Here is a 23447-nt window from a genome sequence, read left to right as displayed (position 1 = left end):
GGCTTTCCGCCGGCGGCGACGGCGCGCCGCCGGCGGAAGGCGTCAGTCGCGCTCGATGCACATGGCGATGCCCATGCCGCCGCCGATGCACAGCGTGGCGAGGGCTTTCTTGGCGTCGCGCTTCTGCATTTCGTAGAGCAGCGTGGTCAGGATGCGGGCACCGGACGCGCCGATCGGATGGCCGATGGCGATGGCGCCGCCATTGACGTTGACCTTGGAGGTGTCCCAGCCGAGATCCTTGTTCACCGCGCAGGCCTGGGCCGCGAAGGCCTCGTTGGCCTCGACGAGGTCGAGATCGGCCACCGTCCAGCCGGCCTTTTCCAGCGCGCGACGCGAGGCCGGGATCGGGCCGGAACCCATGATCGCCGGATCGACGCCCGCCTGCGCCCAGGAGACGATGCGGCCGATCGGCTTGGCACCGCGCGCCGCCGCGGTCTCGGCGCTCATCAGCACGATGGCGGCGGCGCCGTCATTGATGCCCGAGGCATTGCCGGCGGTGACGGTGCCGTCCTTGGAAAAGGCCGGGCGCAACTTGGTCATCGAATCGATGGTGGCGCCGTGGCGGGGATATTCGTCGTCGGCCACCACGATGTCGCCCTTGCGGGTGGAGATGGTGACGGGGACGATCTCGTCCCTGAAGCGGCCGGCCTTCTGCGCCGCCTCGGCCTTGTTCTGCGAGCCGACGGCGAATTCGTCCTGCTGCTCGCGGGTGATCTGCCACTGGCGGGCCACGTTCTCGGCGGTGGTACCCATGTGGTAGCCGTTGAAGGCGTCCCACAGCCCGTCCTTGATCATGGTGTCGACCATTTCGAGCGACCCCATCTTGGTGCCATTGCGCAGATGCGCGCAATGCGTCGCCTGGCTCATCGATTCCTGGCCGCCCGCGACCACGATCTCGCTGTCGCCATTGGCGATCGCCTGGAAGCCGAGGGCCACCGCCCGCAGGCCGGAGCCGCACAGCTGGTTCACGCCCCAGGCCGGGCTCTCCACCGGGATGCCGGCGGCGACCGACGCCTGGCGTGCCGGGTTCTGCCCGGCGCCGGCGGTGAGGATCTGGCCCATGATGGTTTCGCTCACCTCGCCCGGGGCGACCCCGGACCGCTCCAGCGCCGCGGCGATCGCGATCTTGCCGAGCTCATGCGCCGGCAGGGAGGAAAGCGCGCCGTTGAACGCGCCGACGGGCGTGCGCGCGGCGCCGACGATGACGATGCCGTCCTTCATGTGTGAACGTCCTCCGATGGGATCAGATGTGGCGCGGGTGGAAGTCCCGCGCGAGGCTGGAGCGAATGTAGGGATATCGTGGTGACGTCGTATGACGCATGTCAATAACCCGGCCGGACAGCGCCTCTATTATACCAGACGTCGCAGGCGGGTGGCTCCGCCGATAATCCTGTAGCCCTCAGTTCGGAAAGGCCCTAGAGTTTTCAAGGGGAAACCAACAAGGCATGCGCATCCTATGGCCAAGTCCAACGAACCCGTGACCATCAAGAAGTACGCCAACCGCCGGCTCTACAACACCGGGACGAGCACCTATGTCACGCTCGAGGATCTGGCTTTGATGGTGAAGAACGGCGAGGATTTCGTCGTGTACGACGCCAAGTCGGGCGAAGACATCACCCATTCCGTGCTCACGCAGATCATCTTCGAGCAGGAAGGCAAAGGCCAGAATCTGCTTCCCATCAATTTCCTGCGCCAGATCATCCGCTTCTACGGCGACAGCATGCAGATGCTCGTGCCGCGCTACCTCGACATGTCGATCGAGAACTTCACCCGCGACCAGGAAAAGTTCCGCGACCAGTTCGCCAAGGCCTTCGGCGTCGGCGGCTTCGGCACCGGCGGTTTCGGCGCGATGGAAGAGCAGGTGCGGCGCAACATCGACATCTTCGACCGCACCTTCAAGATGTTCCTGCCCAATGCCCGCGAGGAGGCCGCCCCCACCGCCCCCGCGGCGAAGGCCGACGATCTCGACGAGCTGAAACGCCAGGTGGCGGAAATGCAGAAGCGCCTCGACAGGATCGGCGATACCGATCCCAAGAAGTAGCGGCGCGGCGCGTCAGCGCCGAAGCGGCTGCGGGGCGGCCAGGCCGATCAGCCCGCCCTGCAGATAGGTGCATCCCCATTCGACGAGTTGCCCGGCGGTCGGCTCGTCGAGCACCCATTCGGCGACGGTGCCGACGCCCAGATTGGCCGCAAGCTCCACCAGCGCCCGGACGAAATGGCGGTCGGCCTCCGACTGGAGCATGCCGCTCACGAAGCTGCCGTCGATCTTCAATATGTCGACCTTCAGCTCGCGCAGGCTGCGGAACGACGTGTAGCCTATTCCGAAATCGTCGATCGCCACCCGGCAGCCGAGCCCGTGCAGGTGCTCGATGCGGCGGCGGACATGCGCGATATCGACCAGCCGCGCGCTCTCGGTGATCTCGACGATCAGCCGCCGGCACAGCCCGTCGCCGGCGTGGCTCTCCACCAGCGACGTCCAGCCGCCATCGTCCAGATTGGTCGGCGACACGTTGACCGACAGCGTCAGCTGCGGGTCGGCGGCGAGCGCCTCGAAGGCGAGCTGCAGGGTGCGGCGGTCGATCAGCCCGGTCAATCCGAAGCGCTCGGCGGTGGGGATCACCGCCGCGCCGTCGAGCACATAGCCGTCGCGCCCCTGCACCCGCACCAGCGCCTCGTGAAAGGCGATGCTGCGATCGCGCGCCACGGCCACCGGCTGATAGGCGAGCGTGACGCGCCCCTCGTCCAGGGCCCGGACGATATTGCCGGCGAACTGGAGATTGGCGAGATGCTCCCCTGCCCGGTCGATGGCGGGGTCGAAGATGGCGAAGCTGCCGCGGCTGCCGTGGCGCGCGTGATACAGCGCGTCCTGCACGCGCCGGAACACCTCCGCCGGCGTTGCCGCCTGCGACGGCGCCGTGAGCGCGCCGGCCGTAACCCCGGCGGCGACGGCCCCGCGTTCGATCCGCGGCGGCCGCGCATTGACGGTGTCGACGATCGCCCGCACGCGGTCGGCGAGTTCCCCGCCGGATCCGAGCCGCAGCAGCAGGCCGAAGCTGCCGACGGAGAAGCGGCCCATCACCTCGCCCTCGGCGAGCTCCGCCCGCAGGCGTCGCCGGAAGGTTTCGACCACCTCGTCGACGGCACCGAAGCCGTAGATGTCGTTCAGGCGCGGCAGGTCGTCTATGCCGACGAGAGCGACGCCGAACGCCTCGCCCGTCCGTTCGGCGCGATCGAGCCAGTCCTTCACCAGCATGGCGAGCGGACGGCGACCGGAGCCGGCATTCGGCAGGATCTGGGCGTCTTCGGAGGCCGGTCGCCCCGTGGCCCCGGCCTCGTCGGCCTGGATCAGGCCCAGCACCCGCTCCACCCTTCCGCGGCCATCGAAATGACAGACGCCGCGGTCGATCAGGCGCAGCTCGCGAAAGCCGTCGCGTTCCGGCAGCCGGATCGTATAGCCAATGTTGAACTGCTGGGACTCGCCGGCGAGCCCGGCGGAGAGGCAGGCCTCCACCGCCTCCTCGCGCCCGCGCCCGCTGCCGGGCACGATGATCTGCGCATAGGAACGGCCGCTGGCGAGCGCGTGATGGACCTCCGGCCCGAAAAAGGCGGCGGCCGAGTCGCTCCACTGCAGGCGGTCATCGGCGAGGCGCCATTCATAGGCGGCGCTGCCTGCCGTCCCATGCGCACAGGCAATGTCGTTCAGCGTCGCCATGCCGCCGAGATCCGGCACCGTTGCGCCCGCCGCGTCAGACATGAACACCCGCCGCTCCCGCGCCCTGTCCTAACGGTTCCATGCCGCGTCGCCCCGTTCGCCCTCGTTCCGGCCTTCGCAAGGGATCCATGCAATCCCTTGCGTCGCAGCCGCCGACTCGGCGGATCCGCGAATGGCTCTTGAGATGTCGAACGATGCGCCAGCCTCCAGGACAGCGCAAGCCGAGACCGCAGGCCCACGACAAAAAGCGCGACCGGTGGCGGCCGCGCTTCATGTCTTGTCACGAGATGGAAAGGGCGGGTTGTCCCGTCCCCCGCACTCAGGCTTCGGCCTTGACCTTCAGCACCTGCCGGCCCTTGTACATGCCGGTCTTGAGGTCGAGGTGGTGCGGACGGCGCAGCTCGCCGGAATCCTTGTCCTCGATATAGGTGGGCTGCTTCAGCGCATCGGCCGAGCGGCGCATGCCGCGACGCGACGGGCTGGTTTTCTTCTTCGGAACGGCCATTGTCTCAACTCCTGTGCCGGCGGTCCTCTATGGCTTGCCTCGGATGTTCCGAGGGGGCCGGCGCCGGGTAGCTCGTATTTCGAGTGGCGGCTTATACAGACTCATGCGCGCGAGTGAAAGGGGGGCCGCCCCTGAAACCGCAACCTTTCCGGCCTTTGCCGGGCTCCGGCTAGGAACCGAGGCATCGGGTGAGTTCCGCTCCCTCGCGCGGCAGCCGCGCCTGCAGCCGCGAGGCGAGACGCGACAGGCCGGGGCCCGGCTTGGCGGCGTCCCGCCGGTGCGGGTTCGGCAGCATCACCGCCAGCAGCGCCGCCTGCCGCGCGCCGAGCCGGGCCGCCGGAAGGCCGAAGGCGCGCTGGGAGGCCGCCTCGATGCCGAATTCGCCGTTCGGTCCCCATTCGGCGATGTTGAGATAGATCTCGATCTGTCGCCGCTTGCTCATGACGAGGTTGAGATACAGCGCCAGCGGCATCTCCAGTCCCTTGCGGATGAAGCTGCGTCCGTTCCACAGGAACAGGTTCTTGGCGAGCTGCATGGTGATGGTGGAGGCGCCGCGCGCCGGCTCGCCCTCCTCGGCGGTGTCCATGACGTTCTGCAGCTCGACGAGATCCACGCCGTTGTGCTGGCAGAAGCGGGCATCCTCGGAGGCCAGCACGCTGCGCACCAGGGCCGGAGAAATCTGGTCGAACGGCACCCAGGCCTGCTCCACCCGCTGGAAGGTCGCCCAGCGCCCCAGTATCAGGGTCGAGACCGGGTTCACCACATTATAGAGGACGGCCAGCACCACCGGCACCAGCAGGAGAAGGAGCGCCCCCCTCCAGATCCACCAGATCCATCCCAGCCCGCGCATTCCGTCTCCCCTGGCCTCGGTCGGAAAACCTAGACGCTCGCGCCGGTTCCACCAAGCCGGGCGTCGTCCGACGTGGCGAAGCGCTTGACCGCGGCGGCCGGCTCGGGCACGCAGCCGGGAAACCGGGGGACCCGTTCCATGACCCAGACCGACCGCCCCGCCGAAACGCTTGCCGATGCGCTCGCCCGCTGCGCCGGAGCCGTCGCCGCCGAGCTCGAGCGGGTGATCGCCCGCGCGCAGCCGGTCAGCGACAGGCTGGCGCGGGCGATGCGCCATGCGGCGCTGGCCGGCGGCAAGCGGCTGCGTCCCTTCCTGGTGATCGAAAGCGCGGCGCTGTTCGGCGTGCCGATGCCGCGGGCGTTGCCGGCCGCCACCGCGCTCGAATGCGTGCATTGCTACTCGCTGGTGCATGACGACCTGCCGGCCATGGACGATGACGACCTGCGCCGCGGCCAGCCGACCGTGCATCGCGCCTATGACGAGGCGACCGCCATCCTCGCCGGCGACGGCCTGCTCACCCTCGCCTTCGAACTGCTCGCCGAGCCGGCGGCCGCTCCCGACCCGGCGGTGCGAATCGCCCTGGTGGCGGCGCTCGCGCGTGCCGCCGGCGGCGAGGGCATGATCGGCGGCCAGATGCTCGATCTCGCCGCCGAGGGGCGCTTCGCCGATGCCGGCCGCCCTGCCCCGGACCTCGCCAGCGTCGCCCGCCTGCAGGAACTCAAGACCGGCGCGCTGCTGCGCTATGCGTGCGAGGCGGGCGGGCTGCTGGGCGGGGCGTCCCCGTCCGAGATCGCGAATCTGCAGGCCTATTCCCGCGCGGTAGGCCGCGCCTTCCAGATCGCCGACGACCTGCTCGACGTCGAGGGCGACGCGGCGACCGTCGGCAAGGCGGTGGGCAAGGACAGCGCCGCCGGCAAGGCCACCTTCGTCGAACTTCTCGGCGTCGACGGCGCCCGGGCGGAGCTGGGAAGACTGGTGGAAAACGCCCATGCCGCGCTGTCCGGCTTCGGCACGCGGGCCACACTTCTCCGGGAAGCCGCCGTTTTTATCGCCGAGAGGCGGAATTAGTCCTCTGCCCATCTCGACGCGGGACCGGCTTGTCTCCATCTTTAGGGTGACGTAAGCGTCGCGCTGCGATGCCGGATGCGTCGCCCGGAGGTTCACATGCGTTTCATCCCGCTCGCCCTCGCTTTTGCCGTGGCCGGCTCGGCTTTCGCCGCGCTGCCCGCTGCCGCGCAGGACCAGTCGACCCGCCTCATCATCCGCAAGCTGCCGGAGCGTTCCTATCTCGATCCCGGCCCGAATGTGCGGCCGGGCACCAGCCGCGACCTCAACTATGTCGGGCTGAACAATTTCCGCTTCCCCAGCTACGGCACCGACAGCACCATCACCGGCACGCGCTGGCCGCTGCCCGGTCCCTTCGACCTGCCCCGCTGAGCCGCCGTCTGGCGGGACGTCCCATAGCCGCGTCACTCCGGGCCGAAACGCACGAAGCCCGGCCGTCATCGCTGACGGCCGGGCTTCGTCTTTGGAGCGGCGATTCGTTCAGCCGGCGGCCAGCTCGGCCAGGATGGCGTCGCCCATGCCGCCGGTGCCGACCACGGTGGCGCCTTCCGACTTGATGTCGTTGGTGCGGAAGCCCTTGGCGAGCACGCCGGCGATCGCCTTCTCGATCCGGTCGGCCAGCGCGCCCTCGCCGAAGGAATAGCGCAGCGCCATCGCCAGCGAGCCGATCATGGCGATCGGGTTGGCCAGGCCCTTGCCGGCGATGTCGGGCGCGGCGCCGTGCACCGGCTCGTAGAGCGCGCGGCGCTTGCCGGTGAGCTCCTCCACCGCCCCCAGCGAGGCGGAGGGCAGCATGCCGAGCGAGCCGGTCAGCATCGCCGCCACGTCGGAGAGGATGTCGCCGAACAGATTGTCCGTCACCAGCACGTCGAACTGCTTGGGCGCGCGCACCAGCTGCATGGCGCAGCTGTCGGCGAGTTGATGCTCCAGCGACACGTCGGCATAGTCGGCGCCGTGAACCTCGCTCACCACCTGCTTCCACAGCACGCCGGACTTCATCACATTGTGCTTCTCGGCCGACACCACCTTGTTGCGGCGGGTGCGGGCGAGCTCGAAGGCGACGCGGGCGATGCGCTCGATCTCGTAGGATTCGTAGACCTGGGTATCGATGGCGCGCTTCTGGCCGTCGGCGAGATCGGTGATGGTCTTGGGCTCGCCGAAATACACGCCGCCGGTGAGCTCGCGCACGATCAGGATGTCGAGGCCCTCGACCAGTTCGCGCTTGAGGCTGGAGGCGTCCGCGAGCGCGGGATAGCACAGCGCCGGGCGCAGATTGGCGAACAGCTGCAGGTCCTTGCGCAGGCGCAGAAGGCCGGCTTCCGGGCGAGCCTCATAGGGCACGTTGGCCCATTTGGGACCGCCGACGGCGCCGAGCAGGATGGCGTCGGCCGCGAAGGCGCGCTTCATCGCCTCCTCGGAGATCGGCAGGCCGCACTGGTCATAGGCGGCGCCGCCGACGAGGTCCTCCTCGACGGCGAAGGAAGCGAGACCCTGCTGCTCAAGGAAGGCCAGCACCCGCTTCACCTGCGCCATCACTTCGGTGCCGATGCCGTCGCCGGGAAGGAGGAGGAGCTTGTGGGTGGCCATGGTGTCTCTCGCCTGTCGTGAGGGCTGAATTATCGGGCGAGCGAGTGCTAATGGCTGGCGCCGCCGCTGGCAAGCGGCGAGAGGCCGGCGGCGGCCGCCGGGCAGGCCCCAGCGGCCGCCCTCTCCCCATCTCGCAAAGTACACCCTCATCCTGAGGTGCGAGCGCCAGCGAGCCTCGAAGGATGGTGGGCCGGGTGCGCCCGGATGGGTCTGCCTCAAAGTCCGGCCATGCCGGGCACCTCAGGCTGAGGGTGTACGAGGGGATCAAAGCCTCCAAAGGCGCCAGCTCCCTCTCCCCGGCGGGGAGAGGGATGGGGTGAGGGGGTAGCAACGATTCCCGATGTCGTCCCCCCTCATCGCCCCGCTTCGCGGGCCACCTCTCCCCAGCGGGGGAGAGGGAAAGTAAGGCGACGGCTTTTGCGCCCCCTCAGATCGTGTTCCTCGACATTTCGCCGGCAATGAAATCCGCCTGCCTTATCGCCAGCGCCACGATGGTCAGCGTCGGGTTCTCCGCGCCGCCGGTGGTGAACTGGCTGCCGTCGGAGACGAACAGGTTCGGGATGTCGTGCGTCTGGCCGTGCTTGTTGACGACGCCATCGCGCGGCTTCTCGCTCATCCGGTTGGTGCCGAGATTATGCGTCGAGGGATAGGGCGGCGTCGGCAGGGTGCGCACCGCGCCGACCGCCTCGTACATCGCCGCGCCCTGCCTGTAGGCATGGTTGCGCATGGCGATGTCGTTGGGGTGGTCGTCGAAATGCACGTTCGCCACCGGCAGCCCGTTCTTGTCCTTCACCTCGGTGTTCAGCGTGACGCGGTTGGTCTCCTGCGGCATGTCCTCGCCGACGATCCACAGTCCGGCCGTGTTCACATAGCCGTCCATGGCGGAGGTGAAGGAGCGGCCCCAGCCGCCCGGATTGAGGAAGGCGGCCATGAACGGTACGCCGAGGGAGAGCGTCTCCATCTCGTAGCCGCCGACGAAGCCGCGCTTGTCGTCATGCCCCGCCTCGTCGCGCACGATGCCGGCCATGGTGGTGCCGCGATACATGTGCACCGGCTTCTCGAAGATGCCGTACACCGACCCGGTCATGTGGCGCATATAGTTGCGCCCCACCTCGCCGGAGGAGTTGGCGAGCCCGTCCGGGAACATGGTGCTGGCGGAGTTCAGCAGCAGGCGCGGGCTCTCGATGGAATTGCCGGCCACCGCGACGATGCGGGCCTTCTGGCGCTGGGTCTTGCCGTCCTTGTCGACATAGACGACGCCGGTCGCCTTGCCGGAGGCGTCGTGCTCGATCTTGAGCACCATCGATTCCGGCCGCACCTCCAGATTGCCGGTCGCCTCGCCGCGCGGGATCTCGGCGATCAGCGTCGACCATTTGGCGCCCGACTTGCAGCCCTGGAAGCAGAAGCCGATCTGTTGGCAGGAGCCGCGATCATGGCGCGGCTGGCTGTTGATCGCCATGCGCCCGGTCGAGACCTCGGTATAGCCGATCTTCTTGGCCCCGGCCTCGAACACCTTGAAGTTGTTGTTGCCGGGCAGGCCGGGAATGCCGTTGGTGCGCGTCACCCCCATCCTGTCCTCGGCCTTGGCGTAATAGGGCTCGAGCTCGGCCAGCGTGATCGGCCAGTCGAGCAGGTTGGCCCCGTCGATATCGCCATAGGTGGCGCGGGTCTTGAACTCGTGCTCCTGGAAGCGCAGCGAGGCGCCGGCCCAGTGCACCGTCGAACCGCCGACCGACTTGACGATCCAGGCCGGCAAATTGGGGAAGTTCTTGTGCACGCGCCACGAGCCGGAGGTGGTGCGCATGTCGGTCCAGGCGAGCTGCGCGAAGCTCTCCCACTCGTTGTTGACGAAATCCTCCATATTGTGCCGCTTGCCGGCTTCGAGGATCACGACCTTGACGCCCTTGAGGGCAAGCTCGGTGCCGAGCGTGCCGCCGCCGGCGCCCGAGCCGACGATGACGACGACGGAATCATCATTGAGATCGAAGGGTGCGGCCATGTCGGTGCGCTCCTCTCACAGCCAGCTGATGTCGCTGAAGCCGCGGTCGATGTAACCGCCCTTCTCGGCCGAGGCGCCCTCATAGCCGAACACCGGCCACACCTCCTCCTGGTTGTAGAGGCTCACCACCAGGCCGCCGCGCACCTTCTGGAAGAAGGCGCTCTCCTCGATCTCGCGCAGAATGGCGACGCGCTGCTCCTCCCAGCCGACATCGGCATAGGGCACGCCGTGCTTTGCCCTGGCGAGCGTATCGAGCGTGATCACCCCCTCCTCGACGAGCGCCTTCAGCGCCGGATCGGTGGCGGCGCCGGTCTCGTAGGGCTTCATCGCGATGGCGTAGAAGCGGTCGGCCAGCTTGTCGTGCGGATAGATGTCGCGCGCCATCACGATCAGCGTGCGCATGGTCTCGGGCTTGAGATTGGTCACCTCCAGCCCCCACGCCTCGCGCGGGTTGATGACCGCGAGGCCGGAGATCATGAGCGCGCCGGTCGCGCCCATCAGGCCCAAAAGGGTCCGGCGCGAGGGGCCGCGCGAAGGGCTTCCCCTGTCGATCACTGTCGTCATGGCTTCCTCCTGGTTGTTGCTGTTGTTGTTTTCGATGGTCGAAGACGTTGGCGCGTCTCGTCTGCGGAAGGGAAAGCGGCGGCGCCGGCCAGGTGCATGCCCGGCCGGCGACGGCGTCAGCGGTAGCGGCCGTGCTTCTGGAGAACCTCGATCTTGTAGCCGTCGGGATCGGTGACGAAGAAGAAGGTCGCCAGCAGCGCGCCGTCGCGGAAAAATTCCTTCACCGGATTGGGGTTGAGCCCAAGGCTCTCGAAGCGCGCATGCTCGGCGGCGAGATCGTCCACCGCGAAGGCGATGTGGCCGTAGCCATCGCCCAGCGCATAGGGCTCGGTGCGGCCGTGATTGATGGTGAGCTCGACCTCGAAATCGGCCTCGGCATTGCGCAGATAGACGAGGGTGAAGCCGTCGAAGCGGAAGCGGTCGGCCACGCCGAGCCCGAAGGCCTTGGCGTAGAAATCGACGGAACGCGCCTCGTCGAGCACGCGGATCATGGAATGAATGGCCTTGGCCACCTGAAGGCACCTCCGAAACGGCGATGATCGCCTGACGGGAGGATGCTAGGCTTCGGCGGAAGCCGGTGGTGGTAGACCGCTAACACATCGCGGCGACGTGTTTTGTCGATGGCATCGTCCATGCGGCGCCAGGCTCCGCATGGACGCCGGCGCTATTCCGCCGCTTCGAGCTGGTGCAGCCGGCTGGCGCAGGGCTGGCGCGGGAGGGCGGGCCGCGGCGCGGCGCGCACCTCGTCGAGATGGATCAGGCAGGAGCAGCGCAGCAGCGAGGCGAAGTTGCGCACCTCGCCATGCAGTTCCAGCACCTCGTCATGCAGCTTGGTGATGAACTTGCCCAGACTCATGCCCTGATGCGCCGCCACCTGGTCGAGAATCGCCCAGAACGCCGCTTCCAGCCGAATCGAGGTGGAATGGCCGCCGATCCGCACCGAGCGGGTCTGGAACGCATAGGTTTCGGGGTCTTGGCCGGCGAAGATCTGGCACATGGGGGCGTCTCCCGGAACGCATTCTGATTTTGAATGATTCCACTCCGGCGACGCCCGGCTGTAAAGGCGAAAATACGCGTCAGGCGGATCGGCGCGCCGTGACCTCGATCTCGATCTTCATTTCCGGCCTCAGTAGCCCGGCGACGATCAGCGTCGCCGCCGGCCGCACGGTGCCGAAATACTGGCCGAAGATCGGGAAGACGATATCGGCATATTCCGGCTGGGTGATGATGTAGCGCACCCGCACCACGTCGGCGAGCGCGGCATCGGCCTCCTTCAGCGTCGCGGCGATGTTGCGGAAGCAGCCATGCGTCTGCTCCTCCACGCTCTCCGGCAGCGTCATGGTGGCGTAGTCGTAGCCGGTGGTGCCGGAGACGAAGATGTCGGCGCCGTCGACCACCGCGCGCGAATAGCCGGCCTGGACCTCGAAAGGCGAGCCGGTGGAAATGAGACGACGCATGAAGCAGCTCCGGGACGCGCGCGACCGGGCCGGCCGCGCCCTCCTTCTTACCGCCCGCGCGGCGCCAGCTGAACCGGCCGGGCGGCAAAAAGCCGTGGATGCCCGGCGAAGACCGGGCGATCCCGCCAGGCCGCCACCGCCGGCCTCACGCCCAAAGGTTCACGCCCAAAGGTTCACGCCCAGGGGCGGTCGGCGGCGAGCTTCGCCTCATAGTCGTGGATCTTGTCCGCCTTCACCTGGGTGAGGCCGATGTCGTCGAGGCCGTTCAGCAGGCAGTGCTTGCGGAACGGGTCGATCTCGAAGGTGATCGAGCCGCCATCCGGCCCGCTGATGGTCTGGCTTTCCAGATCCACCGTGACGATGGCGTTGGCGCCGCGCGAGGCGTCGTCGAACAGGGCTTCCAGCTGCTCCGGCGTCACCTTGATCGGCAGGATGCCGTTCTTGAAGCAGTTATTGTAGAAGATGTCGGCGAAGCTGGTGGAGATCACGCAGCGAATGCCGCGATCGAGCAGCGCCCAGGGCGCGTGCTCGCGCGAGGAACCGCAGCCGAAATTGTCGCCGGCGACCAGGATCGAGGCGTTTCGGTAGGCCGGCTTGTTGAGCACGAAATCGGGATTGTCCGAGCCGTCCTCCAGATAGCGCAGCTCCGAGAACAGGCCCTTGCCGAGGCCGGTGCGCTTGATCGTCTTCAGATACTGCTTGGGGATGATCATGTCGGTGTCGACATTGACCAGCGGCAGCGGCGCCGCGACGCCGGTCAGGGTGGTGAACTTATCCATCCTCGTCTCCTGCGCGCCTCTTGCGGCGGCGCCGTGATTGTCGATGCGGGCGGCCGCCCTCATCCAGCCTCGTCCTCGAGCCGCTCCATGTCGTCGTCGGAGAGGCCGAAATGGTGGCCGATCTCGTGGATCAGCACATGGGTCACGATCTTGCCCAGCGTCTCCTCGTGCTCGGCCCAATAGTCGAGGATGGGCCGGCGGTAGAGCCAGATCATGTTGGGCATGGCGAAGGGCGCGCTCTCGTAATGCTGCGCCAGCCCCACGCCCTGGAACAGGCCGAGGAGATCGAACGGCGTCTCCGCCTCCATCTCCTCGAGAACCTCGTCGGTGGGGAAATCCGTCACCTGGATGACGAGATTGCCGCACAGGTCGCGAAAGCGCTTCGGCAGCCGCGCATAGGCCGCCTCCGCCATCACTTCCAGCATGGCCAGCGTCGGCGCCTTCACCGGCCGCCAGGCCATCGGGTCTTCTGCGAGCGCGTTCACGGATGGAGCCTCAGCGCAGATAGGTCACGATGAGATACACGCCGAGCCCGAGCCCGCAGGCGATGGCGAGGCCCCGCCCGATGCGCCGGCCCCAGATTTCGACGGCGTCGTCCTCCGGGGGATCGGCATAGGGGTGCGGGGCCATCGCCGCCGTCCTCAGACCGGGCCGCGCCAGTTGCGCACGTCGACGAAGCGGCCGGCGATCGCCGCCGCCGCCGCCATCGCCGGCGAAACCAGGTGGGTGCGGCCCTTGAAGCCCTGCCGGCCCTCGAAATTGCGGTTCGAGGTGGAGGCGCAGCGCTCCTCCGGACCGAGCTTGTCGGCGTTCATGGCGAGGCACATGGAGCAGCCCGGCTCGCGCCAGTCGAAGCCCGCCGCCTTGAAGATGGCGTCGAGCCCTTCGGCCTCGGCCTGCAGCTTAACGAGGCCAGAACCCGGCACGATCATGCCCGACACGCCCTCGCGCACCGTGTGGCCGGCGACGATCTTGGCCGCCGCGCGCAAATCCTCGATGCGGGCATTGGTGCAGGAACCGATGAACACCTTGTCGATGGCGATGTCGGTGATCCTGGTGCCGGCGGTGAGCCCCATATAATGGAGCGCGCGCTTCTTCGCCTCGCGCTTGCCCTCGTCCTCGATCAGCTCGGGATCCGGCACCAGGCCTTCCACCGAGATCACGTCCTCCGGGCTGGTGCCCCAGGAGACGATCGGCGGCAGCGCCGCGCCGTCGAGGCGCACCTCCTTGTCGAAGAAGGCGCCCTCATCCGAACGCAGCGTGTCCCAATAGCGGCGGGCGGCGTCCCAGGCGGCGCCCTTGGGCGCGCGCGGACGGCCGTTCACATAGGCATAGGTGGTCTCGTCGGGCGCCACCATGCCGGCGCGGGCACCGCCCTCGATCGACATGTTGCAGACCGTCATCCGGCCTTCCATGGTGAGGTTGCGGAACACCTCACCGGCATATTCGATGACGTAGCCGGTGCCGCCGGCGGTGCCGGTGGTGCCGATGATGGCGAGCGTCACGTCCTTGGCCGTCACGCCGTCGGGCAGCTTGCCGTCGACGGTGACGCGCATGTTCTTGCTCTTCTTGCTGATCAGCGTCTGGGTGGCGAGCACATGCTCCACCTCCGAGGTGCCGATGCCATGGGCGAGCGCGCCGAAGGCGCCATGCGTCGAGGTGTGGCTGTCGCCGCACACGATGGTGGTGCCCGGCAGGGTGAAGCCCTGCTCCGGCCCGATCACGTGGACGATGCCCTGGCGCTTGTCGAGCTCGTTGAAATACTCGATGCCGAAGTCGCGGGTGTTCTCGGCCAGAGTCTCGACCTGCATGCGGCTCTCGGGATCCTCGATGCCGAAGCGCCGGTCGCTGGTCTGCACGTTGTGATCGACCACGGCGAGGGTCTTTTCCGGCGCATGTACCTTGCGGCCGGCGACGCGCAGCCCCTCGAAGGCCTGCGGCGAGGTCACCTCATGCACGAGATGGCGGTCGATATAGAGGAGGCAGGTGCCGTCCTCCTGGCGGTCGACGATGTGGTCGTCGAAAATCTTGTCGTACAGGGTGCGGGGAGCGGACATGCTCATCCTCGGCTGCTGGATGCAATTGTAATGGAAGGGTCGGATATCGGCCTGAGGCAGGCCAGCGCACGGCCGGGAACGCGAGACGCCGAGTGGCGAGGTTCCGGGCGGCGCTCAGCTAAGGCCCGCGACCGCGCAGGCGGTGAAACGGCCGAAAAACCGCGCCGGCAGCCGCACATGATCCGGCACCGCGGCGAAGCCGATAGTGGTGGGCAGGCGACGACGCGCTTCCGGGCGCGCGACATCACAACCATCCGCGACGGCCACAGCCATCCGACGTGCGACAATTCCGCTCGTGCCCGACTTCATCATGGAACCGTTCTAGCAACTTTCCGCCGGCTGAACAATGCACCCGCAAAGGGTTGCGATCACGCCGCCGTCAGCCGTCATATTGGTAGTATACAGTATTACAGCAAGTACCCGGCGGAAAGCGGTTGAAATAACCTAACGTCAATTCAATATGACCGGTGAAGCACGTCGTGCCCCACCCTTCCCCCGCATGGGGAAGCAACGACGTGAAGAGGGACTGCCATGAACCTCGCCGCTCTGCGCCCGAGCGATTTCGCCCTGATCGTCGCCTTCGGCATCATGGCGGTGGCGCTGGAGAGCCGCACCCGTGTCGACCTCGCCGCCATCCGGCCGGTAGAGAAAGTCGAGAGGGTGGAAACCGCGCTGATCACCTGCCCTATGAAGCGCCAGCCGGATTTCGCCACGGTGATGCAGGCCGCCGTGCTCGGCGACGGCGCACTGATCGTCGAGCAGCAGACCCGTACCAAGGTGCGGCATATCAAGGACTGCTAACCGGATCGCCCTTCGGCACCGCCGCGCCCGAAGTCGCCGCCCCCCCGACTGCCCCTGCCCCCGCGATATCCGCGCGCCCCGAGCGGCGGCAAGCCGCACATCCGGCGGAGGATCGCCGCCCTCTCACCACCGGATCGACACCAGACTGGTCAGAGCCCCGCGGAGCGAGGTTCGCAGGTCGAGGCCCGCGGCGGCCCGTGCATCTGACGGGCGGGCATGCGAACGACCACCCGCCGCCGCGCCCAACAAAAAAGCCGGGGACATGCCCCGGCCTTTCCGTCTGTTCCGTTCGATCGAAGTCAGCGGGTCACTCGGCGGCGACCGGCGCGTCCTTCTTGCCCTTGCCGGCGTTCTTGTCCTGGCGCTCGGCGATACGCGCCGACTTGCCGCGACGGTCGCGCAGGTAATAGAGCTTCGCGCGACGCACCTTGCCGCGACGGACAACCTTGAGGCTGTCGATATTCGGCGAATAGAGCGGGAACACGCGCTCGACGCCTTCGCCATAGGAAATCTTGCGGACGGTGAAGTTCTCGTTGATGCCGCCGCCGGAACGGGCGATCACCACGCCTTCATAGGCCTGAACGCGCGAGCGCTCGCCTTCCTTCACCTTCACGTTCACGATGACGGTGTCGCCGGGCTGGAAGTCCGGGATCTGCTTGACGGCAGAGAGCTTCTCGATCTGCTCGTTGTCGAGCTGCTGGATAATGTCGACCATGATATCACCTCTCACGGACAAGGCCGGCCACCGGCCGTCCGCTTCTTGCTGTTTTCAGTTGGAACAGTGATGGCGGGCCCTATACGCCAAGTCGGCGGGCTTGTCATGCGTTATTCGCGCGGCGGGCGCTTCTTCGTCATTCGTCCGTCATGCGGCAGGGCCGAGGCGTAGGCCGCCCACAGGTCCGGCCGGCGCTCGCGCGTCGCCTCCTCGGCCTGCTCGCGGCGCCAGCGCGCCACCTTCGCATGATCGCCGCTCGACAGGATGGCCGGGATCTCCCGCCCCTCGAAGCTCTGCGGCCGCGTATATTGCGGATATTCCAGCAGGCCGGCGGAAAAGCTCTCCTCGGTGCCGGAGTCGGGATGGCCCATCACGCCGGGCAACAGCCGCACGCAGGCGTCGAGCAGCACCAGCGCGCCGATCTCGCCGCCGGACAGCACCACGTCGCCGACGCTGACCTCTTCCAGGCCCCGAGCCGCCACCAGCCGGTCGTCCACGCCCTCGAAGCGGCCGCAGACCACCACCACCCCCTCCCCGGCCGCCAGCTCGCGCACGCGGGCCTGCGTCAGCGGCTTGCCGCGCGGGGTCATCAGCAAGCGCGGACGGGTGTCCCCCTCGGGGGCGGCGATGTCCACCGCGCGGGCCAGCACGTCGACGCGCATCACCATGCCCGGCCCGCCGCCGGCCGGGGTATCGTCGACCGAGCGATGGCGGTCCGTGGCGCCGTCGCGCGGATCGACGGTATCGAGCGCCCAGGAGCCCTGGCCGAGCGCCCGCCCGGCGAGCGACAGGCCGAGCGGCCCGGGAAACATGTCGGGAAAGATGGTGATGATCGAGGCGCGCCAGCCGGCCGTCGAGGCGGTCATGGCGGCTAGCTTTCGTCGGCGTCGTCGGGCTTCGCTGCCGCCTCGGCCCATTCGCCGGGCTCGACCACGACGCGGCCGCCGGCAATGTCGACCACCGGCACCGCCGCCTTGGTGAAGGGCAGCATCACCGTGCCGGCGGGCTTGCCGTCCTCCGCCGCGCGGGCGATCTCCAATATGTCGCCGGCGCCGAAATCATGCACCGCCACGACCCGGCCGAAGCTCTCGCCTTCGGCGGTCACCGCGGCGAGGCCGATCAGGTCGGTATGGTAGAAATCGTCCTCGTCCTCCGGCGCCGGCAGGAGGTCGCGGGCGACATGCAGGCCGACATTGGTCAACGCCTCGGCGGCCTCACGGCTGTCGACGCCCTTGAGCCGGGCGACGAAATGCTCCTTGGCCGGACGCATCGCCACGATCTCGAAACGGCGCTTGCCGGTCTCGTCGGTCAGCGGGCCGTAGTCGAGCAACGACTCGGGGCCTTCGGCGAAGACGAACAGGCGCACCTCGCCGCGCACGCCATGCGGTGCGCCGATGCGGGCAAGGAGAACGCGATCGTTGGGCATGGATCTGGTCTCTTCCTGAAGTGAGAGCCGGCGTACCAGCGCATCATGCTCCCCACCGGGGCAATCGTCATGGCCGGGCGTGTCCCGGCCATCCACGACGGCCCAGCGGCGGTCGGAAGACGTGGATGCCCGGCACGAGGCCGGGCATGACGGTGCTCCCAGTGCAGACGTCTCGGGGATCACCCGCGACGATCGGCTCACTCGGTCGGAGCGGCGGCGGCTTCGGCGGCCTTGGCGGCAGCGGCGGCGCGCTCCTGGGCCTTCTTGCCGGGCACGGCCTTCTCGGGGTTGTTGCGCGCCTCGCGCTTCACCACGTCCAGCGAATCGAGGAAGCGGGCAACGCGGTCGGTCGGCTGGGCGCCCTTGGCGAGCCAGGCCTTGGCCTTCTCGACGTCGAGGGTGAAGCGGTCAGCGGCGTCCTTCGGCTTCAGCGGGTCGAAGGTGCCGATCTTCTCGATGAAGCGGCCATCGCGCGGGGAGCGCGAATCGGCGACGACGATGCGGTAATAGGGACGCTTCTTGGCGCCACCGCGGGCGAGACGGATCTTCAGGGACATTGGTCTTTCCTTTCAGGTATTTAAGTTCGGTCTTCGGTTTACGTCGTCATCCCCGGGCTTGGCCCGAAGCCGGCGACTGCCGACTTCGGTTCCGCACGAGCGGAATTCGGGAGAACCCGAGTTCCGGGGATCCACGTCTTGCGCAGGGGAAGGCGTGGATGGCCGGGCCAGGCCCGGCCATGACGGTGTTCAGATTCACGGGGTCGTCACTTCTTCTTCGGCGGGAAGCCCGGCAGGCCCGGAAGCCCGCCCGGCTTGTTGCCGAGGCCCGGCATCCCGCCCGGAAGACCGGGAAGATTGCCGGGGAATTTCGCGGGGAGCCCGCCGCCGCCCAGGCCGCCGGGCATCTTCTCGGCGAGCTTGGCGAGGTCCTCGGGCTTGGGCATGCCGCCACCCAGGCCGAACATGTTGGCGAGGCCGGCCATCGGTCCGCCGCGCTTGCCGCCGGCGGAGGCGCCCATCGCCTTCATCATGTCCGCCATCTGGCGGTGCATTTTCATCAGCTTGTTGACGTCCTCGACCTTGGTGCCGGAACCGGCGGCGATGCGCTTGCGGCGCGAGGCGTCGAGCAGCTTCGGGTTGCGCCGCTCTTTCTTCGTCATCGAATCGATGATCGCCTTCTGGCGCCGGATCACCTTGTCGTCGAGATTGGCATTGGCCATCTGGTTCTTCAGCTTGCCGATGCCGGGCAACATGCCCATCAGCCCGCCGAGGCCGCCGAGCTTCTCCATCTGCTCGAGCTGCATGCGCAGGTCTTCGAGATCGAAATTGCCCTTGCGCATCCGCTCGGCGGCGGCCATCGCCTTTTCGGCGTCGATGTTCTCCACCGCCTTCTCGACGAGCGAGACGACGTCGCCCATGCCGAGGATACGGCCGGCGATGCGGCGGGGATCGAAATCCTCCAGCGCATCCATCTTCTCGCCGGTGCCGACCAGCTTGATCGGCTTGCCGGTAACCGCGCGCATGGACAGCGCGGCGCCGCCGCGCCCGTCGCCGTCGGCACGGGTCAGCACGATGCCGGTCAGGCCGACGCGGGCGTCGAAGGCCTTGGCGGTGTTGACCGCGTCCTGGCCGGTGAGGCTGTCGGCGACCAGCAGCACCTCGTGCGGGCCGGTCGCGGCCTTCACCTCGGCCACCTCGGCCATCAGCGCCTCGTCGAGGGTGACGCGGCCGGCGGTGTCGAGCATCACCACGTCGAAGCCGCCGAGCCTTGCCGCTTCCATCGCGCGACGCGCGATCTGCACGGCGCTCTGGCCGGCGACGATCGGCAGCGTGTCGACGGAGACCTGCTTGCCGAGCGTGGCGAGCTGCTCCATCGCCGCCGGGCGGCGGGTGTCGAGCGAGGCCATCAGCACCTTGCGGCCGGCCCGGTCCTTCAGGCGGCGGGCGATCTTGGCGGTGGAAGTGGTCTTGCCCGAGCCCTGCAGGCCGACCATCAGCACCGGCACCGGCGGGGCGGCCTCGAGGTCGATCGGCTTGGCGTCCGAGCCGAGCATGGCGACGAGCTCGTCATGGACGATCTTCACCACCATCTGGCCGGGAGTGACCGACTTCACCACCTCGGCGCCGACCGCGCGGGTGCGCACCTTGTCGGTGAACGAGCGCACCACGTCGAGCGCCACGTCGGCCTCGATCAGCGCCCGGCGCACCTCGCGCATGGCCTCGCCGACGTCGGCCTCGGTGAGGGCGCCGCGCTTCTTCAGCCGGTCGAGTATGCCGCCAAGGCGGTCGCTCAGTGAATCGAACATGCGTCCGGGCTCCATCTTCACGCCGAAGACCACGCAAGCCGAAAACGCCCGAGGGCGCATCGCGCTGTCGGGCGTGGACCTCCGGCCTCGGGGGCCGGGCGGCGGGACGGCTCGCGGATCGTTGCGAGAATGGCGTCGTCTACAGGCCGAGTGCGGCGAAGTCAAGGAAACCGGCGGCGGACAGGGCCGTCGCGGAGGGCTTGGCCGTCTCCCGTGTCGCCCCAGCCGCCGTCATGGCCGGGCTTGGCCCGGCCATCTACGCCTTCGCTTCAGCCGGCGCACCCGGCCCGAGACGTGGATGCCCGGCCAAGCCCGGGCATGACGATGCGTCGGGCGGCCTCGGCGCCGGGAATGACCGCTCCCTACGGCGCCACCAGGTAATGCGCGTCCCATTCCGAGCGGGGGATCGCGGCGCCCAGCTTGTAGGAGAAGGACTTGATGTCCATCCCGTCATTGGCGGTCTCGCAGGCATAGGACAGGTGATACCAGGTGCCGCCGCTCCGCACCGCCGCGCCGGGCGCGACGAGGTGCTGGCCGGAAAGCTTGGTGTTGGCATAGGCATAGGCGACCAGCTCGTCGGGATGCATGCCCTTCTGCTCGCGCCCGATCTCGCCCATGCCACGCGAATTGCAGCGCTGCTCCACCCGGGCGGCCGGGTCGAGCATCAGCATCTGCTCGTCGGTGGTCTTGGCCTGGGCGCCTGCCGGCGGCAGGGCAGCGGAAGCGGCGAGCGCAAGCGCGATGAAGGCGACGCGTTTCACGGGTGTCGAATCTCCAGCCTCGAATCGAGGCGCCGTTCAAGCGGGCGGATGTGGCCCGGACATGGCGCGGGGGACGGGTTTCACGACGACGTTACAGACGACGGGCCGGTCGGCCGCGCTCCCTGATGCCACCAGCCGCCCGGAAGCTCAAGCCCGGGGTCCATTTCGACGTTTTCCTTTTTACCACTTGACCTTACGCGATACCCGACCTCCGCTCACGCTGCCCTTGTGGAAGCATCCCCGTCCGGGCGCCCTCCCCGGGGGGCGGGCAGGCCCGGGGCGCGGCGGGCGATCCCCGCCACCGCCGGCGCGGGGCGTTCACATCCGCGTTCCGCCGCGTTCCGCCGCACCCCCGCCGTGTTGCCGGGCCGCGCGGGGCAGATTAGAACCGCCCCATGGCGCTGATGGATCTCGCGAACCCCACCCGTTTCCTCGCCCTCTCCGGGCGGGTGCTGCCATGGCTCGCGGGGGCCGCCGCCGTCACCCTCGGCATCGGCTTCGTGCTCGCCTTCCGCGCGCCGGCCGACTACCAGCAGGGCGAGACGGTGCGCATCATGTACATCCATGTGCCCTTCGCCTGGCTCGCCATGCTCGGCTATTCGCTGCTCGCGCTCTCCTCGCTCGGCATATTGGTGTGGCGGCATCCGCTGGCCGACGTCGCCCACAAGGCGCTGGTGCCGATCGGCGCGCTGTTCGCCTTTCTGTGCCTGCTCACCGGCTCGCTGTGGGGCCGGCCGATGTGGGGCACCTATTGGGTCTGGGATGCGCGCCTCACCTCGATGCTGGTGCTGCTGCTGCTCTATCTCGGCCTGCTGGCGCTGCGCTCGGCGATCGACGATCCCAACCAGGCCGGCCGCGCCTGCGCGGTGCTGACGCTGGTGGGGTTCATCAACGTGCCGATCGTCAAGTTCTCGGTCGACTGGTGGAACACGCTGCACCAGCCGGCCTCGGTGTTCCGCATGGGCGGGCCGAGCATTCATCCGAGCCTGCTGTGGCCGCTCTTCGCCACCGCGCTGGGCTTCACCCTGCTGATGCTGACGCTGCATCTCGCCGCCATGCGCACCGAGATCCTGCGCCGGCGCCTCAGGACGCTGGAAGCGCGCACCGCCGCCGAAGCCGTGCACGCCTAGACGAACCATTCAGGGCGAAAACGACATGGCCGACACCCACGCCTTCTTCATCGCCGCCGCCTATGGGGCGAGCGCCGTCTCCATCGCGCTGCTGGCCTTGTGGATCCTGTTCGACGGCCGCGCGGTCCGCCGCCAGCTCGCGGCCATGGAAGCACGCGGCATCCGCCGTCGCTCCAATACGGGAACCGGCGATGGCCGATGATCCCGCGGCCGTCGCCCAAGGTTCGCCGCTGCGCCGGCGCCTGCTGCTCCTCGTGCCGCTGGTGCTGTTCCTGGCGCTGGCGGCGCTGTTCTATGGCCGGCTGTTCTCCGGCGATCCCGCCCGCCTGCCCTCGGCGCTGATCGGCCACCCGGCCCCGACGCTCGATCTGCCGCCGCTCGACGGCCTGGCGCGCGCGGGCGCCCCGGTGCCCGGCCTGCCCGCCGGATCGGTCGGCAAGGGCGGTGTCACCGTGCTCAACGTCTTCGCCTCCTGGTGCGTGCCCTGCCGCGACGAGCATCCTTACCTGGTGCAGCTGTCGCAGATGCCGGGCTTCCGCCTCGTCGGCCTCAACTACAAGGACGATGCCGGCAATGCGCGCCGCTTCCTCGGCACCTTCGGCAATCCCTATGCCGCGGTGGGGGTGGACGCCAATGGCCGCGCGGCCATCGAATGGGGCGTCTATGGCGTGCCCGAGACCTTCGTCATCGGCCGCGACGGCCGCATCGCCTACAAATATGTCGGCCCGATCGATGCCGACGGCCTGCGCGACCGCCTGCTGCCGGAGATCGAGAAGGCCATCGCCGCGCCGGCGCCGGCCGGCAGCTGATCGCGTCGCCTGCCGCTAACGCAGCGCCGTCAGCAGCGCCCTTTGCTCGGCGGCGGGAGGCGAGCCGAGGATCTGCGTGCCCGCGGCGTTGAGGAAGGCGCCATAGGCCCGGTGCCCGCCGGCCTCGAAGATGGCGCTAATCCGGCCATGCGCGCAGCCGGTCGGCTTGCAGAGCACGTAGACATTGACGTGCACGCCGTTCAGCACCGCCGGCGGCACCACGACCCACACGCCGCGCGCGCCCTTGAGCCAGCGGTCGTTCTTCAGCACCGGCGCGATCAGCCGGTTCCAGGTCGAGCGATAGGGCTCGCGGCTGATCAGCTCATAGAGATGCGGGCGGGAGGCGGTGGTCGGCTGCGCCAGCGCCGCCATCGGGAGCATGCCCGCGAGGAGGAGGAGTGCCGCCAGCCGGGTCGCCCTCATGGATCCCCTCATGGCGCGCCGGCCTCAGTTCCGTTCGTCCGGCAGGTTCGGCAGCGGCAGCACCTCGATCTCGTCCTCGATCAGCGAGCGCACCTCCTCGGCACTCGCCTCGCCATAGATCGAGCGCTGCTCCACCTCGCCCTCATGCATCTGCCGCGCGAGCGTGGCGAACTCCTCGCCCACATAGTCGGAATTCTGCGTCACCTGCTCGCGCACCGCGCGGATCATGGCGCGCAGCGCCTGCTCCCGCTCGGACAGCAGGGCGATCTTCTCCGGCCGCGTCTTCTCCGCCGGCAGCGCCGCCGTCGGCTCCGGCTCCGGCTCGCGCTTGCGGGTGCCGGAGCCCAGCGCCGGCGCCATCAGCGCCTTCTCGACCTCGGCAGAGCCGCAAACCGGGCAGGCGACCAGCCCCTGCGCCTTCTGCTGCTCGTAAGCGGCGGAATCGCGGAACCAGCTGTCGAAGCCGTGCTCCTTCTCGCAGCACAGCGAATAGAGGATCATG

At 68.4% G+C, this 23447-nt stretch carries 30 protein-coding genes; 7 read left to right on the top strand and 23 right to left on the bottom strand.

Features of this window, described 5'->3' with window-relative positions; translation table 11 throughout:
• Positions 1-42 precede the first annotated feature (42 nt).
• Positions 43-1221 (bottom strand): acetyl-CoA C-acetyltransferase, encoded by a 1179-nt coding sequence (locus tag KHC19_RS20225; protein WP_213355038.1) that lies wholly within the window; start codon positions 1219-1221, stop codon positions 43-45.
• A gap of 235 nt (positions 1222-1456) precedes the next feature.
• On the opposite strand from KHC19_RS20225, the gene phaR reads away from it, so the two are divergent.
• Positions 1457-2041, top strand: coding sequence for a polyhydroxyalkanoate synthesis repressor PhaR (gene phaR / locus KHC19_RS20220; RefSeq protein WP_213355036.1), 585 nt, complete (start codon positions 1457-1459; stop codon positions 2039-2041).
• A gap of 12 nt (positions 2042-2053) precedes the next feature.
• Here the strand turns inward: phaR and KHC19_RS20215 are convergent, their stop codons facing one another.
• The 3 genes from KHC19_RS20215 to mtgA form a co-directional block, all read right to left on the bottom strand.
• Positions 2054-3754: an EAL domain-containing protein gene (locus KHC19_RS20215; protein ID WP_213355025.1), complete on the bottom strand. Its 1701-nt coding sequence runs from the start codon at positions 3752-3754 to the stop codon at positions 2054-2056.
• A gap of 277 nt (positions 3755-4031) precedes the next feature.
• Entirely contained in the window at positions 4032-4217 is a 186-nt protein-coding gene (gene rpmF, locus KHC19_RS20210) for a 50S ribosomal protein L32 (RefSeq protein ID WP_213355023.1), read from the bottom strand.
• Between the two features lie 169 nt (positions 4218-4386).
• The gene (gene mtgA, locus KHC19_RS20205; RefSeq protein WP_213355021.1) at positions 4387-5067 is read right to left on the bottom strand and encodes a monofunctional biosynthetic peptidoglycan transglycosylase; all 681 of its coding nucleotides are present in this window, start codon (positions 5065-5067) and stop codon (positions 4387-4389) included.
• Positions 5068-5205: 138 nt separating this feature from the next.
• Between mtgA and KHC19_RS20200 the strand changes: the two genes are divergently transcribed.
• The gene (locus tag KHC19_RS20200; protein ID WP_213355011.1) at positions 5206-6135 is read left to right on the top strand and encodes a polyprenyl synthetase family protein; all 930 of its coding nucleotides are present in this window, start codon (positions 5206-5208) and stop codon (positions 6133-6135) included.
• A gap of 96 nt (positions 6136-6231) precedes the next feature.
• Positions 6232-6504: a hypothetical protein gene (locus KHC19_RS20195; protein ID WP_213355007.1), complete on the top strand. Its 273-nt coding sequence runs from the start codon at positions 6232-6234 to the stop codon at positions 6502-6504.
• A 108-nt stretch (positions 6505-6612) separates the two neighbouring features.
• Here the strand turns inward: KHC19_RS20195 and leuB are convergent, their stop codons facing one another.
• From leuB to KHC19_RS20145, 11 genes are all read right to left on the bottom strand, one after another.
• Entirely contained in the window at positions 6613-7719 is a 1107-nt protein-coding gene (gene leuB / locus KHC19_RS20190) for a 3-isopropylmalate dehydrogenase (RefSeq protein WP_213355005.1), read from the bottom strand.
• 427 nt (positions 7720-8146) lie between these two features.
• The gene (locus KHC19_RS20185) at positions 8147-9718 is read right to left on the bottom strand and encodes a GMC family oxidoreductase (protein ID WP_213355003.1); all 1572 of its coding nucleotides are present in this window, start codon (positions 9716-9718) and stop codon (positions 8147-8149) included.
• Positions 9719-9733: 15 nt separating this feature from the next.
• Positions 9734-10282, bottom strand: a complete 549-nt coding sequence (locus tag KHC19_RS20180) for a Twin-arginine translocation pathway signal (protein WP_213355001.1) — start codon at positions 10280-10282, stop codon at positions 9734-9736.
• Positions 10283-10398: 116 nt separating this feature from the next.
• The gene (locus KHC19_RS20175; RefSeq protein ID WP_213354999.1) at positions 10399-10794 is read right to left on the bottom strand and encodes a VOC family protein; all 396 of its coding nucleotides are present in this window, start codon (positions 10792-10794) and stop codon (positions 10399-10401) included.
• A gap of 152 nt (positions 10795-10946) precedes the next feature.
• Positions 10947-11279 (bottom strand): ribbon-helix-helix domain-containing protein, encoded by a 333-nt coding sequence (locus tag KHC19_RS20170; RefSeq protein WP_213354992.1) that lies wholly within the window; start codon positions 11277-11279, stop codon positions 10947-10949.
• 79 nt (positions 11280-11358) lie between these two features.
• Entirely contained in the window at positions 11359-11739 is a 381-nt protein-coding gene (locus tag KHC19_RS20165; protein WP_213354989.1) for a RidA family protein, read from the bottom strand.
• 173 nt (positions 11740-11912) lie between these two features.
• Positions 11913-12518 carry a 3-isopropylmalate dehydratase small subunit gene (leuD, locus tag KHC19_RS20160; RefSeq protein ID WP_213354987.1) on the bottom strand — a complete coding sequence of 202 codons (606 nt, stop codon included), beginning with the start codon at positions 12516-12518 and terminating at the stop codon, positions 11913-11915.
• A gap of 59 nt (positions 12519-12577) precedes the next feature.
• Entirely contained in the window at positions 12578-12979 is a 402-nt protein-coding gene (locus tag KHC19_RS20155; protein ID WP_213355180.1) for a metallopeptidase family protein, read from the bottom strand.
• Between the two features lie 34 nt (positions 12980-13013).
• The gene (locus tag KHC19_RS26250) at positions 13014-13148 is read right to left on the bottom strand and encodes a hypothetical protein (protein ID WP_281418583.1); all 135 of its coding nucleotides are present in this window, start codon (positions 13146-13148) and stop codon (positions 13014-13016) included.
• Positions 13149-13159: 11 nt separating this feature from the next.
• Complete coding sequence (gene leuC, locus KHC19_RS20150; protein WP_213354986.1) at positions 13160-14575, bottom strand: 3-isopropylmalate dehydratase large subunit; 1416 nt, start codon at positions 14573-14575, stop codon at positions 13160-13162.
• A gap of 114 nt (positions 14576-14689) precedes the next feature.
• Complete coding sequence (locus KHC19_RS20145; RefSeq protein WP_213354984.1) at positions 14690-14887, bottom strand: hypothetical protein; 198 nt, start codon at positions 14885-14887, stop codon at positions 14690-14692.
• Between the two features lie 219 nt (positions 14888-15106).
• Here KHC19_RS20145 and KHC19_RS20140 point away from each other — a divergent pair, with 219 nt between their 5' ends.
• Complete coding sequence (locus KHC19_RS20140) at positions 15107-15376, top strand: hypothetical protein (RefSeq protein ID WP_246549205.1); 270 nt, start codon at positions 15107-15109, stop codon at positions 15374-15376.
• Positions 15377-15683: 307 nt separating this feature from the next.
• On the opposite strand, the gene rplS is transcribed toward KHC19_RS20140, so the two are convergent.
• The 6 genes from rplS to KHC19_RS20110 all read right to left on the bottom strand — a co-directional run bounded on the left by rplS (position 15684) and on the right by KHC19_RS20110 (position 20583).
• The gene (gene rplS / locus KHC19_RS20135; RefSeq protein ID WP_213354981.1) at positions 15684-16091 is read right to left on the bottom strand and encodes a 50S ribosomal protein L19; all 408 of its coding nucleotides are present in this window, start codon (positions 16089-16091) and stop codon (positions 15684-15686) included.
• Positions 16092-16201: 110 nt separating this feature from the next.
• Positions 16202-16957, bottom strand: a complete 756-nt coding sequence (trmD, locus tag KHC19_RS20130; protein ID WP_213354978.1) for a tRNA (guanosine(37)-N1)-methyltransferase TrmD — start codon at positions 16955-16957, stop codon at positions 16202-16204.
• A 5-nt stretch (positions 16958-16962) separates the two neighbouring features.
• A complete protein-coding gene (gene rimM, locus KHC19_RS20125) occupies positions 16963-17517 on the bottom strand; it encodes a ribosome maturation factor RimM (RefSeq protein ID WP_213354966.1) in 555 nt (184 codons plus the stop codon).
• Between the two features lie 197 nt (positions 17518-17714).
• The gene (gene rpsP / locus KHC19_RS20120; protein ID WP_213354964.1) at positions 17715-18074 is read right to left on the bottom strand and encodes a 30S ribosomal protein S16; all 360 of its coding nucleotides are present in this window, start codon (positions 18072-18074) and stop codon (positions 17715-17717) included.
• 206 nt (positions 18075-18280) lie between these two features.
• Complete coding sequence (gene ffh, locus KHC19_RS20115) at positions 18281-19822, bottom strand: signal recognition particle protein (protein ID WP_213354951.1); 1542 nt, start codon at positions 19820-19822, stop codon at positions 18281-18283.
• A 362-nt stretch (positions 19823-20184) separates the two neighbouring features.
• Positions 20185-20583: a DUF930 domain-containing protein gene (locus KHC19_RS20110; RefSeq protein WP_343207767.1), complete on the bottom strand. Its 399-nt coding sequence runs from the start codon at positions 20581-20583 to the stop codon at positions 20185-20187.
• A gap of 395 nt (positions 20584-20978) precedes the next feature.
• Here KHC19_RS20110 and KHC19_RS20105 point away from each other — a divergent pair, with 395 nt between their 5' ends.
• The 3 genes from KHC19_RS20105 to KHC19_RS20095 are packed head-to-tail and all read left to right on the top strand — an operon-like array spanning position 20979 to position 22522.
• Positions 20979-21713: a heme ABC transporter permease gene (locus tag KHC19_RS20105; protein ID WP_213354940.1), complete on the top strand. Its 735-nt coding sequence runs from the start codon at positions 20979-20981 to the stop codon at positions 21711-21713.
• A 25-nt stretch (positions 21714-21738) separates the two neighbouring features.
• On the top strand, positions 21739-21915 hold the full coding sequence (ccmD, locus tag KHC19_RS20100) for a heme exporter protein CcmD (RefSeq protein WP_213354937.1): 177 nt from the start codon (positions 21739-21741) through the stop codon (positions 21913-21915).
• Positions 21905-22522 carry a DsbE family thiol:disulfide interchange protein gene (locus tag KHC19_RS20095; protein ID WP_213354934.1) on the top strand — a complete coding sequence of 206 codons (618 nt, stop codon included), beginning with the start codon at positions 21905-21907 and terminating at the stop codon, positions 22520-22522. Before ccmD ends, KHC19_RS20095 begins: the two co-directional genes overlap by 11 nt.
• 15 nt (positions 22523-22537) lie before the next feature.
• On the opposite strand, the gene KHC19_RS20090 is transcribed toward KHC19_RS20095, so the two are convergent.
• Together KHC19_RS20090 and KHC19_RS20085 are read right to left on the bottom strand one after the other, a co-directional pair.
• The gene (locus KHC19_RS20090; protein WP_213354931.1) at positions 22538-22945 is read right to left on the bottom strand and encodes an Ivy family c-type lysozyme inhibitor; all 408 of its coding nucleotides are present in this window, start codon (positions 22943-22945) and stop codon (positions 22538-22540) included.
• A 24-nt stretch (positions 22946-22969) separates the two neighbouring features.
• Positions 22970-23446 (bottom strand): DUF1178 family protein, encoded by a 477-nt coding sequence (locus tag KHC19_RS20085; protein WP_213354928.1) that lies wholly within the window; start codon positions 23444-23446, stop codon positions 22970-22972.
• Position 23447 lies beyond the last annotated feature (1 nt).

Source organism: Ancylobacter oerskovii (assembly GCF_018390555.1).
GTDB lineage: Bacteria > Pseudomonadota > Alphaproteobacteria > Rhizobiales > Xanthobacteraceae > Ancylobacter > Ancylobacter oerskovii.
The sequence above is the reverse complement of the archived record's forward strand: the minus strand, read 5'-3'. Positions and strand labels throughout refer to the sequence as shown.